This is a genomic window from Prosthecobacter vanneervenii, from assembly GCF_014203095.1.
GTDB classification, from domain to species: domain Bacteria; phylum Verrucomicrobiota; class Verrucomicrobiia; order Verrucomicrobiales; family Verrucomicrobiaceae; genus Prosthecobacter; species Prosthecobacter vanneervenii.
Genome location: NZ_JACHIG010000006.1, coordinates 197,716 through 210,339 on the forward strand (window position 1 = coordinate 197,716; position 12,624 = coordinate 210,339).

Genomic DNA, 12,624 nt, shown 5'->3' on the forward strand with positions numbered 1-12,624 from the left:
AATCCATACCCGCAGATTGACAATCCCGCCCGTGACCCCACCTTCGCCAACGGCACCCTCACACGCCCATGAACCTCCTCCAGCGCATCGAACGCGTTTTCTTCTGGCTCTCCTCAGCCTCCTCCGACAACCTCGATGACTGCCCGGCATGGGAGCGGCGGAAGTATGTGGCCTTTGGCGCCACGGTGCTGGTGCCCTCCACCTTTGCCATCATCGCCTGCGCGTATGCGCTTAGCACGCTGACGGACAACTGGATGGTCATCGCGCCGGTGTCGCTGGTGTGGTCTTTCATCATCCTGACGGTGGACCGTGCACTGCTGGCCACCTACCGCGCCTACCAGTCTATCTTCCGCAAGGCCGCGCAATTTTCCCTGCGCATGGTGGTGGCGGCGCTCATGGGTATCACCATCTCCCATCCGCTGACGCTGCTGCTGTTTAAAGACACGATCACTTCCGTGGTGGAAAAGCACCGCCAGGGCGAGATCGAGGCCGCGCGTGAAACCGCCAAGCAGCAGAAGGCCGCCGTGGAAGAGCGGCTGGCCACGCTGGAGACGGACATCGCCAAGCAGCGCGAAAACTGGAATGCGACCTTCAACGCCAAGTTCCTCGATGAAAACGGCAAGCCGGTGGAAAAGCCTCTGACTGCCGATGAGAAAGCCGCCAAGGCCGAACGCGAAGGCAAGATCGCCGATGCGGTGGCTCCGGGGAAGGAACGCCTGACCAAGCTGGATACCGAGATGGCCAAGCTGAGCCAGGATTACCAAAAGATCGCCGAGGAGCTGAACCACTGGCAGTCTGAATTTGAGCGCGAGGTGAATGGCCAGCGCAGCGGCATCGTGGGCCTGGGGCCGCGTGCCAAGAGCATTCAGGAGGACCAGCTGACCTGGCGCCGTGCCGAGTCCGCCCGTCTGAGCGGTGTGCTGGACACGATGACGAAGAACCGTGTGGCGCTGGTGGCCGAGATCAAAGCCGCTGAGGACGGAGTCAATGCAGCGCTGGATGCCAAAGCGCTGGAAGAAGCCGCACGCAACAAAGCGGAGCAGGACCGCATCTCCGCGCTGAAGCAGAAGGTGCAGACGGAGCAGGCGGACCAGTTTGTCTCCCAGCAAAACGCCATCCGCGAGACGCTCAAGACGCAGATTGATGCGCTGCTGCTGCAGCAGAAAAATCTGCACGCGGAGATCGGCCAGCTCATCAAGGACGAGGACACGCGCATCTCAGGCATCCGTGCTGAGCCGCGCCGGGACATCCTGACGCAGACGCTGGCGCTGCACGAGCTCTTTGACCAAGGCGCGGAAGGCGGCAAATTCGCGCTGGCCGCGTATCTGGTGCTGACGCTGCTCTTTATGCTGGTGGACACCATTCCGCTGATCGTGAAGTTCTTCTCCAAGCCCGGCCCCTACGACACGCTGCTGGACCGCGAGGAGCGCCTCTATGATGGCGAGCGCAAGGCCTACCTGGAGGGCTTCAGCCGCCAGATGAAGGAGCTGAGCGAGAGCAAGGTGCTGAACCTCACGCGCAACAAGCCGCTGGAGCGCGCCCTCGTCACCGGTGTGGATGGCGCACGCTCGGCCAAGGAGTTCCTCGTCTATCTCATGGATCTGGAACGCGAGTTTGAAGAGAAAAACCGCGTGGCCCGCGAGCTGGCCGCCAAGAGCGGCGTCAGCCACACGGCGGAGGTGCTGGAGGAGATGTCCCGCAATTTCTACGCCGACCTGCGCGAACGCATGCAGACCTACTTCAGCGACGACGACCGCCGCCGCCGGACCACGCCTGCCACGGGCCGGGCATGACGGCTTTGGAGTGTCTTCCTGCTACTCCAGCATGCGGGCTCTTAACTCAGGTGTGGGCATCATGCACGATTCATGCTTTCCGAACCAGCGGTAGCGGTTGCGGGCGATGAAGGCGTAGGCGGCATCGCGGAGGAAATGAGGCACGGGTTTGAAGAGGAGCGCCAGCTTCCATGGAATGCCGAGAGTGCGGGCGATCTCGAGTGCAGCATCGCTTTCTTTGAAGGCTCCCTTGGGCGTGAGAAAGAGCATGGAGCCGGGGGCATCAGGGTCCAGGCCATGACGTGAGTAGAGCTCGCGGCCGAGGGGGCTCTGAATGGGGGCGAACTTGATGCACCCTGCGGCATCGTGCCGCACGATGAAGCGCACGCTGGCATCGCAAAGATGGCAGACGCCATCAAAGAGCAGGAGGTGGTCGTGGCTGGGATCGTAGCTGGGCACGGCTATTCTATTTTACGATTCACAGGGGCTGCAGCTGCTGAGGAAAGCCAGAAAAGATAGGCCAGGATCAGCAGGGTGCCGAAGCCGAGAGTGAAACCCCAGGTGCGAGAATGCGCCAGAGGGTGCAGCACGTAGGAGGCGATGCGGGTGAGCAGGGAAGCGGGCCGGTGCAGGAGGTCCCAGCTGTTCCAGCGGTCAAAGCGGCCCAGGTAAACGCCGAAGCCGCTCAGGCCGAGCGAGCCCACGCTGACGCACCACGCGGTGGCATGAGAGAACTTCCGCGCAAACCAGTGCTGCACGATGTGCAGGGACTGAAAGCCGAGCCAGAGAGAGACGAGGGCAAAGGAGAGCAGCATCAGCAGGTCCAGCCATTTGGGTACGTTGGCGGGGTGCTCGTTGAGGTGTATCAGGTCCGTGAGGACATAGGGGGCATTGGGGAAGAACAGCAGCCAAAGCGCCAGCACCGGTAGAGCCAGGGAGAGACGGCTGATTCTGCTCAGGCCCAGGCTGAGACCCAGCGGAATGGCGGCCAGGAAGAGATTCCACACCATGAAGGCGTAATGATGATGCCCAGCCAGATGAATGCGCAGCACCAGGGTGAAGCAGCACCACAGGCAGGCGCACAGGTTCAGCAAAAAGACGCGGGCGGACATGGCTGCGAAAACGATACGCCCTGCTACGAGGGGGCGGCAAGCGAGGGATGGTTTAGTGAAGCCGAATTCACATGGGCTTCACGGGGAGTTCATCAGGCGGCTGCTTTGCGCCGATTTTTCAGCGCCTTGAGCTGCCCGCAGCCGGCGGCGACGTCGATGCCGCGGCGCTGGCGGATGGTGCAGGGGAATCCGGCGTCCTGGAGGATGCGGTGGAAGGCATCGGCGGCGGTGCTGGTGCTTTCCTCTCCCGAGTAGCCGTCGGTGCGGTTGAGGGGGATGAGATTGATGTGGGCGTCGAGACCGTGGAGCAGTTCGGCGATGCGCTTTGCGTGCTCGGGGGTGTCATTGACGCCATCAATCAAAGTCCAGGCAAAGAAGATGCGGCGGCCCGTCTGCGCATTGTAGCTGCGGCAGGCGGCCATCAGATCAGTGAGCGGCCAGCGCTGGTTGGCGGGGATGAGTTTGGCCCGCTCCTCCTCGGTGGCGGCGTGCAGGCTCACGGCCAGGTTGTAGGGCCGGTTTTCCGCCGCCATGCGCAGGATGCCGGGCACCACGCCCACGGTGGAGACGCTGATCTTGCTGGGGCCGATGTTGAGGCCGCGCGTGTCGCAGATGATGTCCAGCGCGGTCATCACGGAGTCGTAGTTGTGCAGGGGCTCGCCCATGCCCATAAAGACGAGATTGCGCAGGCCTTTTTCCCCTTTGGCGCGCACGCAGCGCTGGGCATGCAGCACCTGGGCCACGATCTCGCCGGGGCGCAGGTGGCGCACAAAGCCCATCTGCCCAGTGGCGCAGAAGACACAGCCCATGGCGCAGCCGGCCTGGGTGCTGATGCAGGCGGTATGGCGGCCGGTGTAGCCCATGATGACGGTCTCGATCTCCTGTGCATCGGCCATGCGGAGGAGGTATTTGTGCGTGAGGCCATCACTGCTGGGCGTGTCGAGAGAGATGGGCGGCACGTCCAGCATCCAGTTGCCGTCAGTGAGCACCTGCGTAAGCCATTTTCGCAGCGGGGGTGCCAGGTCTTCACGGGCCAGCGGATCGGCCATGGCCCGGAAGTGCAGGGTGTTCCAAAGCGTGCCGGTGTGGGCCGGGCGCAGGCCTGCCGAGACGAGCACCTCGCGGAGCTGGTCATAGGTCAGGTCATGCAGTGAACGCGGCATTAGGTGAATTGACGATCAGGGTGTCACGTGAGAAACGGATTCTCAAGCCGTTCCCGGCCTATGGTGGTGTCATCGCCGTGGCCGGGAAAGACGCGTGTGGCATCGGGCAGAGGGAACAATTTTTTGATGATACCGCTGAGCAGCAGTGCGCCGGAACCTCCGGGTAAATCGGTGCGGCCCACGCTGTCAAGAAAGAGCACGTCGCCGCCAAAAAGCAGGTCCTGATTTTCCAGGTAGTAGCACAGGCTGTCGGGCGAATGGCCGGGCACATGGAAGAGCTTCCAGGTCTCTCCGAGGACCTCCACCTGGCTCTCTCCTTTGAGAGCGATATCGACGTCAAAAGGAGGCACGGAGAAAGGGCTGCCGCTGGCCGCACCGTAGAGGGTTTCCAGTGTCAGGTCGCGTGAATACGGGGCAAAGGAATAGACCGGGCAGCCGTGCTCCGCCTTCACGGCAGCGGCATCCAGCACATGGTCGAAATGCTGGTGGGTCAGGAGCACGGCATCCACCTTGATCTTGTTGAGCCGGAGCCAGCCGGATATGCCATCAGGGGCATCGACAAGCACCGTGCCGCCGGGCAGGGAGAGGACGTGACCATTGGTGGCGGCGATGCCGCCGGTGTAGGTGGAGATTTGAGGCATGGAGGAGGCGAAAGACGGGAAAGAGTTGGACATTTCAACTCTGAAAAGGCAAAATCTGAACGCAAAACGCGCCGCGAGGTTCGTTATATAGATCTGGACGACCCCCACCATGACTCGCAATTTCTTCACCCCCGTCGCGGCTGCGGCCTCCGCCCTCGCGCTTCTCCTTCCTACCGCGCAGGCAGAGACCAATTTCGGCCAGGTGGCCATGCACGTGGCCTACATGCTGCAGAACCACCACTACTCGAAGCAGGACTTTGACGACAAGGTGTCCGGGGAGATGCTGCACAACTACCTGAACATGCTGGACTTCAAGCACATCTTCTTTACCGAGCAGGATGTGGCGGGCTTCAAGGACAAGTATGAGACCACCCTCGACGACCATGTGCTGATGCGTAACATCAGCCCGGCGATCGAGATCTATGACATCTACAAGGAGCGTGTGAAGGAGCGCGTGGAATTCCTGAAGAAGGCGCTGGAGACCAACAAGTTCACCTTTGACTCCAAGCGCACCATCCAGATCAAGCGCGACAAGGCCCCCTGGCCGAAAGACAAGGCCGAACAGGACAAGCTCTGGCTGGACATCATCGAGGACAATCTGCTGGCAGAGCGCATCGCCGACGAGACCCGTGAGCGCGACGAAAAAAAGAAGGCTGAGAAGGCTGCCGCCAAGAAGGCCGAAAGCGCTGCCGCCAAGCCCGAGGCAAAAGCGGAGGAGCCCAAAGCCGCCGCCCCGGCCAAGCCTGAGGTCGCCGCCAAGAAAGACAAGGACAAGGACGACAAAGACCTGACGCCCAAGGAACGTGTGCTGAAGGACTACACCCGCCTGCTCGAAAGCATCAACGAGAACGACACCAAGGATGTGGTGAACTTCTTCCTCTCCAGCCTCGCCACCGCCTACGACCCGCACACGGAGTACATGAGCACGGATGAGAGCGACAACTTCCGCATCCACATGTCCCACAAGCTGGTGGGCATCGGCGCACTGCTCGGCCAGAAGGACGATGGTGCCGAGATCCAGGGCATCGTGGTCGGCGGCCCTGCTGACAAGCAAGGGCAGCTCAAGCTGAATGACCGCATCATCGCCGTGGCCCAGGGCGACGACGAGTTTGTGGACGTGAAGTACCTCAAGCTGCAGAAGATCGTGGACATGATCCGCGGCGAGAAGAACACCACCGTTCGCATCAAGATTGTCCCGGCTGATGACCCCGCCGGCACCCGCATCATCGCCATCGTGCGTGATGAGGTGCCGCTGAAGGAAAAGCTGGCCAATGCCGAGCTGCTGGTGACTCCGCCGGACCTGGGCAAGACGCTCAAAGTGGGCTGGATCAACCTCTCCAACTTCTATGCCGACATGGAAAACGGCACCGTCAGTACCAGTGCTGACGTGGAGCGCCTGCTGCGTCGTCTGATGAAGGAAAAGATCGACGGTCTGGTGCTGGATCTGCGTGACAACGGCGGCGGCTCCCTGGATGAAGCCATCAAGCTCACCGGCCTCTTTGTCCCCGCCGGACCTGTGGTGCAGGCCAAGGACTGGCGTGGCAGCATCACCTGGCGCGATTGCGAAAACGAGAAGCCGGTGTATGACGGCCCGATGATCGTGCTGACCAACAAGGCCAGCGCCTCCGCCTCTGAAATTTTGGCCGCCGCCCTGCAGGACTACCACCGCGCGCTGATTGTGGGAGACAAGTCCACCTTCGGCAAAGGCACGGTGCAGACCATCCTGCCTGTGGAGCGCTACATGCCCTTCTTCAGCGACAAGAAAGGTGCTGGTGACCTGAAGGTGACGATTCAGAAGTTCTACCGCATCGCCGGTGGCTCCACCCAGCTCAAGGGCGTGGAGGCTGACGTGCCGCTGCCCTCCATCCGTGACGTGCTGGACATCGGCGAAGCCTCCGCTGAGAATCCGCTGCCCTACGACACCATCCCGCCGCGCAAGTATCCGCTCTTCCGCAAGGACCCGTTTCCGATCGAAGAGATCAATGCCCGAGTGAAGAGCCGCCTGGCCACCAATCCTGAATTCCAGAACGTGGTCGATGAGGCCAAGCGCCTGAAGGACAAGATCGACCGCAACACGGTGAGCCTGAACCTGCAGGAGCGCGAGAAAGAGCGCCTGGACAACGAAGCTCGACGCGACAAGCAGACCGAAGAGCGCGCCAAGCGTGTGAAGGAAGTGGCTGAGCGCATCAAGGACAACGGCTTCAAGACCTACCACCTGACGCTCGACAATGTGGACAAGCCCGACCTCGTACCCGAGTCCGCTTTTACCAAGGAGATGAACTCCGGCATGCGCACGGCCTCCAAGGATGAAGAGGGTGGCAGTGACGAATCCAAGTTCCCGTATGGCGTGGAGCCCGTGAAGTTGGAAACCATCCACGTCCTGCGCGATCTGCTGGAGTTGGACCACAAGCCGACCACCGCTGCCAAGACGGAGGACAAAGCCGCTGCTGCGGACAAGCCTCAGGCTCAGTAATCGCCTTCTTTTCATCAAGAATGCAGGTAGGCATCATCACGGTATCTGATCGCGCCAGCGAGGGCGTGTATGAGGATCTGGGCGGCCCGGCGCTGAAAAAGGCGGCGGAAGGCTATGGCTGGACTGTCGCCGCGGAGGCGATCGTCCCAGACGATCTGAAGCGCATCCAGGAGACGATTCATTCCTTTGGAGCCCAGGGCTGCGCGCTCATTCTTACCACGGGTGGTACGGGCATCGCCGAGCGGGATGTCACACCCGAGGCCATTCGTGGCATTATGCGGGTGGAGATTCCCGGCTTTGGCGAGCTCATGCGCATGAAGTCACTGGAACTGACGCCCAATGCCATCCTCTCCCGCAGCCTTGCGGCAGTGGTGGAGCGCAGCCTCGTCATCGCCCTGCCAGGCAAGCCGCAGGGTGCCGTGGACTGCCTCGGCTTTGTCCTGGGGGCCATTCCCCATACGGTAAAGCTGGCCCAGCGCGTGCCGACGAGCTGCTAACTGGAGTAACTGAATTTTGCGGCTCGACTCCGGGGCGGAGTCCCGTTTAAATCCAGTCATCCGTCAAACCACCGCCATGAAACGCATTCCTGTTTCCTCCCGCCGTCAGTTCCTTGCCAGGTCCGCAGCCGCCATCGGCTTTCCCACCATCATCCCGGCCAGTGTGCTGGGGCAGAACGCCCCCTCCAACAAGATCACCATGGCTGTCTTTGGCTGGGGCATGATGGGGCCGAGCAACACGAGCAAATTTTTGCAGGAGCAGGACTGCCAGATCGTGGCTGCGTGTGACATTGACAAGCGCAACCTGCAGAAGGCGCTGGAGGTCATCAATGGCGCTTACAAGAATCAAGACTGCAAGCCCTACCATGACTACCGTGAGGTGATGGCGCGCAAGGACATCGACACCGTGATGCTGGCGCTGCCGGACAACTGGCATGCGCTGACCGCCATCGAAGCGGCGAAGAACGGCAAGGACATCTACGGTGAGAAGCCGCTGGCACGCACCATCGCCGAGCAGCAGGCCATTGTGAAAGCGGTGCAGAAGCACGGACGCATCTGGCAGACGGGCTCGTGGCAGCGCAGCGAGGACAACTTCCGCATCGGCGCGGAGATCGTGCGCAACGGGCTCATCGGAAAGCTCAAGGAGGTGCACGTGGGGCTGCCTGATGGGCACAAGGATTTTGCAGGCACCGGCGACAAGCGCAGCGTGACGCCACCGCCTCCCGAACTGGACTATGAAATGTGGATCGGGCCTGCGACGATGCAGGACTACATTGAGTGCCGCGTGCACAAGAACTGGCGCTGGGACTACAACATCGGCGGCGGTCAGCTTCTCGACTGGATCGGGCACCACTGCGACATCGCGCACTGGGGAATGGACATGGACCGCAGCGGTCCCAATGAGGTGAGCCCCATCCAGGTGGACATGCCACCGCGCACCGACATCTGGAACACCGCCACCAAGTACCGCGCCGAGGCCAAGTATGCCGGCGGCATCACCATGACCATCGCGGGCGGCCATGACGACATCAAGATGGGCACCAAGTGGATCGGCACGGACGGCTGGGTGTATGTGAACCGTGGCGGCGCGTATGATTGCTCCAACCCGGCGCTCAAACAGATGGTCAAGAAGCGGAAGGATGAGAAGGACCCGAAGAGCGAGATCATCGAAGTGGCCAAGGCTCCGAAGCTGGGAGATGACATCATCAAGACCCGCCTCTACGAAACCAAGGGGCACCACCGCAACTTCCTCGATTGCGTGAAGAGCCGCCAGCCCACTGTGACTCCGGTGGAGACCGCGCATCACAGTGCCACGCCAGGCCACCTTGCCCTGATTTCCTTCCTCACCAACCGCTCTATCAAGTGGGATCCGGTGAAAGAGGAGATCCTGGGTGATGCCGATGCCGCCAAGCTGCTGGGCCGTGAGTATCGCGGGCCTTGGAAGCTGGAGGTGTGAGCCTGAAGTAACCGTCTGCGCGAACCTTCATCGAGTGCTCCAGTCCTCTGGAGCGTTGTGAAGGATTGTGAACGTTCGAAAGCGCCGGAGGACCGGCGCACTCCAAGACGCTCTCGAGAGATTTTGCGAATGCCTTGCCTACGCGATCACATCGCGCAGCACATTGCCGTGGACATCGGTGAGCCGCAGATCGCGGCCGCTGAAGCGGTAGGTGAGCTGCTCGTGGTCGATGCCCATCAGGTGCAGCACGGTGGCCCACATGTCATAGACAGTGCAGACGTTTTCGATGGCATCGTAACCGAAGTCGTCCGTGGCGCCGTAGATGTGGCCGGGCTTGATGCCGCCGCCGGCCATCCAGATGGTGAAGCCGTAGGGGTTGTGATCGCGGCCGTCGGTGCCCTGGGCAAAGGGGGTGCGGCCAAACTCACCAGCCCAGATGACCAGCGTGCTGTCCAGCAGGCCACGTGATTTGAGATCTTTGACGAGGGCAGCGATGGGCTGGTCCACCTGATAGGCCATGTTGGCGTGGCCTTTTTTGATTTCTCCGTGCTGATCCCAGGGGTTCGCCGCTTGTTTGCCGCCGAGCTTTTGCGGCAGACAGCTCAGCTCTACAAAGCGCACGCCGCGCTCCACCAGCCGACGTGCGAGCAGGCACTGCCGCGCATAGGCGGTGCGGGTGTCGTCCGGGCCGTCCATGCCGTAGAGCTTTTTCGTGGCCTCGGTCTCGCCGGAGATGTCGCACAGCTCGGGCACGGCGGACTGCATGCGCCAGGCCATTTCGTAATTGGCGATGGCGGCATCCACATGCACGTCGTGCTGCGCCATGCTGGCAAAGCGGTGGTCCATGTCACTGATGAAGTCTAGCTGGCGGCGCTGTCTGGCGCGCGGCTGCCGGGAGCGGATGTTTTTCACGGCTTCTTCGGCATCGGCCTTGATGATGCTGGCCTGATGCTGCGCGGGCAGGAAGCCGTTGCTGAAGACTCCCACACCGCCGTGCGGCACCGTGGCGTCGCCGCTTTGCAGCACGATGTAGCCGGGAAGGTCACGCGACTCCGTGCCAAGACCATAGCTGGCCCAGGCACCAGCGCTCGGATAACCGAGAAAGGGGAAGCCGCTGTGCATGAAGAAATTTCCCTGCGCGTGCTCGCTGAACTTGGCCGTCATGCTGCGGATGACGCAGATCTCATCCGCCAGCGTGGCCATGTGCGGGAAGAGCTCGCTCACCGGCATGCCGCTCTGGCCGTGGCGATGAAAAGCCCAGTGCGCGGGCTGGACGGTGCCGTTGTTGTTGAACTGCGTCTTCTTCACCTCCACCGGCATGGGCTGCCCGGCGTATTTTTCCAGCAGCGGCTTCGGATCAAAGGAGTCGAGGTGAGAGACCCCGCCGCTCATGTAGCAGAAGATCACGCTGCGGGCCTTCGGGGCAAAGCGCTTCGCACGATTCACCGGCGACTCCGCCTGCATGAGTCCCGCAAGCGCGGCCATGCCAAAGCCGGTGGAGGCATGGGCGAGCATCTGGCGGCGTGAGAGGAGGGAATTCATCAGGCGATGATGTCTTTGAGCACGTTGCCATGCACATCCGTCAGGCGCAGATCACGACCGCTGAAGCGGTAGGTGAGCTGCTCGTGGTCGATGCCCATGAGGTGCAGCACGGTGGCCCACATGTCATAGACGGTGGAGATGTTTTCGACGGCGTTGTAGCCGAAGTCATCGGTGGCACCGTACACGTGGCCGCCTTTGACGCCACCACCGGCCATCCAGACGGTGAAGCCGTAGGGATTGTGGTCGCGGCCATTGGTGCCCTGGGCAAAGGGCGTGCGGCCAAATTCACCGGCCCAGACGAGAAGCGTGCTGTCCAGCAGGCCGCGCGAGCGCAGGTCTTTGATGAGCGCGGCGATGGGCTGGTCGATCTGGTTCGCCATCTTGCCGTGGCCTTCCTTGATCGCGCCGTGGTGGTCCCAGGGGTTGGCACCGTTGCCACCGCCCACGTTGTAGGCCAGCGTGCTCAGCTCGATGAAGCGCACGCCACGCTCGACGAGCCGACGCGCCAGCAGGCACTGGCGGGCGTAGGCGGCTTTTTTGGGTTCCGGATCATCCAGACCGTAGAGCTTCTTGGTGGTTTCGGTTTCGCCGGAGATGTCGCAGAGTTCGGGCACGGCGGACTGCATGCGCCAGGCCATCTCGTAGTTGGAGATGGCGGCCTCGATGTGCATATCGTGCTGCGTGGTGCTGACAAAGCGGCGGTCCATGCTGCCGATGAAGTCGAGCTGCCTGCGCTGCATGTCGTGCGGCTGGCGCGGGCGGATGTTGGCCACAGCTTCGGCTTCATCAGCTTTCACGATGCTGGCCTGATGCTGCGCGGGGAGGAAGCCATTGCTGAAGAGGCCCACGCCGCCATGCGGAGTGGAGGCACCGCCGCTCTGCAGCACGATGTAGCCGGGAAGATCGCTCGACTCGGTGCCGAGCCCGTAGCTCGTCCATGCTCCTGCGCTGGGATAGCCGAGGAAGGGGAAGCCGGTGTGCATGAAGAAATTTCCCTGCGCATGCTCGCTGAATTTGGCCGTCATGCCACGGAGCTGGCATAGCTCGTCCACCACACCGCCAATCTGCGGAAAGAGGTCGCTGACCTCCAGGCCGGACTGTCCGTAGCGTTTGAAGTCCCAATGCGAGGGCTGGACGGTGCCGTTGTTGTTGAACTGCGTCTTCTTCACCGCGCCGGGCATCGGCTGGCCCGCATACTTGGTGAGGAGCGGCTTGTGATCGAAGGAGTCCACGTGAGAGACACCGCCGCTCATGTAGAGGAAGATGACGCTGCGGGCTTTGGAAGCAAAGCGCTTGGCGCGATTGACGAGCGGCAGCGCCGCTTGAGCCTCTTCCTGCATGAGACCCGCAAGTGCGGCCATGCCGAAACCGGTGGAGGCTCGGGAGAGAATTTGACGGCGGGAGAGGGGGGAGTTCATGGCTTGTCCTTGAGGCGAGTGAAGAAGAGACTGTTTGAGCGGAACCAGGCGCACAAAGCTTCGGCAATCGCTTTTTGATTGTCTTGCAAATGAGAAGTCTCTGACCTCAGATCATCTTTGCCGTCCAACTGTAACAATCGCTCCTGATCGTCATCATCGTTGAACGGATGTGTGCCGTAAAAGGCCTGAATCTGTGTTCTGCGTTCTGTAGTGTCTGTCGGAGGAGTTACAGAACCAAATAGTTTACGAGCTGCTGAGCAAAGGATTTCTGACTCGGTTTGGCAGCCAATCTTTGCGAGGTCAGCAATCTGATCGGCGGTAAAAGCACCACTAGAGTTCCAGAAGTACTGAGGCAGACCGCCATTGTTTAACTCAGCTTTGAACCAGTAAAATCGTACGGCCATCTTCCGGCCCTCATTTAAGCCAAGATATTTTGATCTGGCCCATTCAGGCCTCACGTCCTTGTCGAATAGATAGTCGAATCGTTCAAAGCATCGGGCTTTGGACGCAAATTTTTGCCAAGTTGGAGAGAAGCCAATCATTGTGCACG

Annotated in this window: 11 protein-coding genes; 4 read left to right on the top strand and 7 right to left on the bottom strand. The window is 61.4% G+C overall.

Annotated elements, in window-relative coordinates; all coding sequences use genetic code 11:
* Positions 1-68 precede the first annotated feature (68 nt).
* The gene (locus HNQ65_RS15180; protein ID WP_184340423.1) at positions 69-1,793 is read left to right on the top strand and encodes a DUF4407 domain-containing protein; all 1,725 of its coding nucleotides are present in this window, start codon (positions 69-71) and stop codon (positions 1,791-1,793) included.
* Positions 1,794-1,814: 21 nt separating this feature from the next.
* On the opposite strand, the gene HNQ65_RS15185 is transcribed toward HNQ65_RS15180, so the two are convergent.
* The 4 genes from HNQ65_RS15185 to HNQ65_RS15200 form a co-directional block, all read right to left on the bottom strand.
* Positions 1,815-2,231 carry a DCC1-like thiol-disulfide oxidoreductase family protein gene (locus HNQ65_RS15185; protein WP_184340424.1) on the bottom strand — a complete coding sequence of 139 codons (417 nt, stop codon included), beginning with the start codon at positions 2,229-2,231 and terminating at the stop codon, positions 1,815-1,817.
* 2 nt (positions 2,232-2,233) lie between these two features.
* Positions 2,234-2,884 (bottom strand): DUF1361 domain-containing protein, encoded by a 651-nt coding sequence (locus tag HNQ65_RS15190; RefSeq protein WP_184340425.1) that lies wholly within the window; start codon positions 2,882-2,884, stop codon positions 2,234-2,236.
* 92 nt (positions 2,885-2,976) lie between these two features.
* A complete protein-coding gene (gene rlmN / locus HNQ65_RS15195; RefSeq protein WP_184340426.1) occupies positions 2,977-4,047 on the bottom strand; it encodes a 23S rRNA (adenine(2503)-C(2))-methyltransferase RlmN in 1,071 nt (356 codons plus the stop codon).
* Between the two features lie 23 nt (positions 4,048-4,070).
* The gene (locus HNQ65_RS15200) at positions 4,071-4,688 is read right to left on the bottom strand and encodes an MBL fold metallo-hydrolase (RefSeq protein WP_184340427.1); all 618 of its coding nucleotides are present in this window, start codon (positions 4,686-4,688) and stop codon (positions 4,071-4,073) included.
* A gap of 109 nt (positions 4,689-4,797) precedes the next feature.
* Between HNQ65_RS15200 and HNQ65_RS15205 the strand changes: the two genes are divergently transcribed.
* From HNQ65_RS15205 to HNQ65_RS15215, 3 genes are all read left to right on the top strand, one after another.
* Positions 4,798-7,161, top strand: coding sequence for a carboxy terminal-processing peptidase (locus HNQ65_RS15205; protein WP_184340428.1), 2,364 nt, complete (start codon positions 4,798-4,800; stop codon positions 7,159-7,161).
* A gap of 20 nt (positions 7,162-7,181) precedes the next feature.
* On the top strand, positions 7,182-7,658 hold the full coding sequence (locus HNQ65_RS15210; protein ID WP_184340429.1) for a MogA/MoaB family molybdenum cofactor biosynthesis protein: 477 nt from the start codon (positions 7,182-7,184) through the stop codon (positions 7,656-7,658).
* A 76-nt stretch (positions 7,659-7,734) separates the two neighbouring features.
* Entirely contained in the window at positions 7,735-9,114 is a 1,380-nt protein-coding gene (locus tag HNQ65_RS15215; RefSeq protein ID WP_184340430.1) for a Gfo/Idh/MocA family protein, read from the top strand.
* 138 nt (positions 9,115-9,252) lie between these two features.
* Here the strand turns inward: HNQ65_RS15215 and HNQ65_RS15220 are convergent, their stop codons facing one another.
* From HNQ65_RS15220 to HNQ65_RS15230, 3 genes are read right to left on the bottom strand one after another with little or no spacing between them, the layout of a single operon-like run.
* A complete protein-coding gene (locus HNQ65_RS15220; RefSeq protein ID WP_184340431.1) occupies positions 9,253-10,656 on the bottom strand; it encodes a DUF1501 domain-containing protein in 1,404 nt (467 codons plus the stop codon).
* On the bottom strand, positions 10,656-12,074 hold the full coding sequence (locus HNQ65_RS15225; protein WP_184340432.1) for a DUF1501 domain-containing protein: 1,419 nt from the start codon (positions 12,072-12,074) through the stop codon (positions 10,656-10,658). Before HNQ65_RS15225 ends, HNQ65_RS15220 begins: the two co-directional genes overlap by 1 nt.
* Positions 12,071-12,616 (bottom strand): DMP19 family protein, encoded by a 546-nt coding sequence (locus HNQ65_RS15230; RefSeq protein WP_184340433.1) that lies wholly within the window; start codon positions 12,614-12,616, stop codon positions 12,071-12,073. The genes HNQ65_RS15225 and HNQ65_RS15230 overlap by 4 nt, the downstream gene beginning before the upstream one ends.
* Positions 12,617-12,624 lie beyond the last annotated feature (8 nt).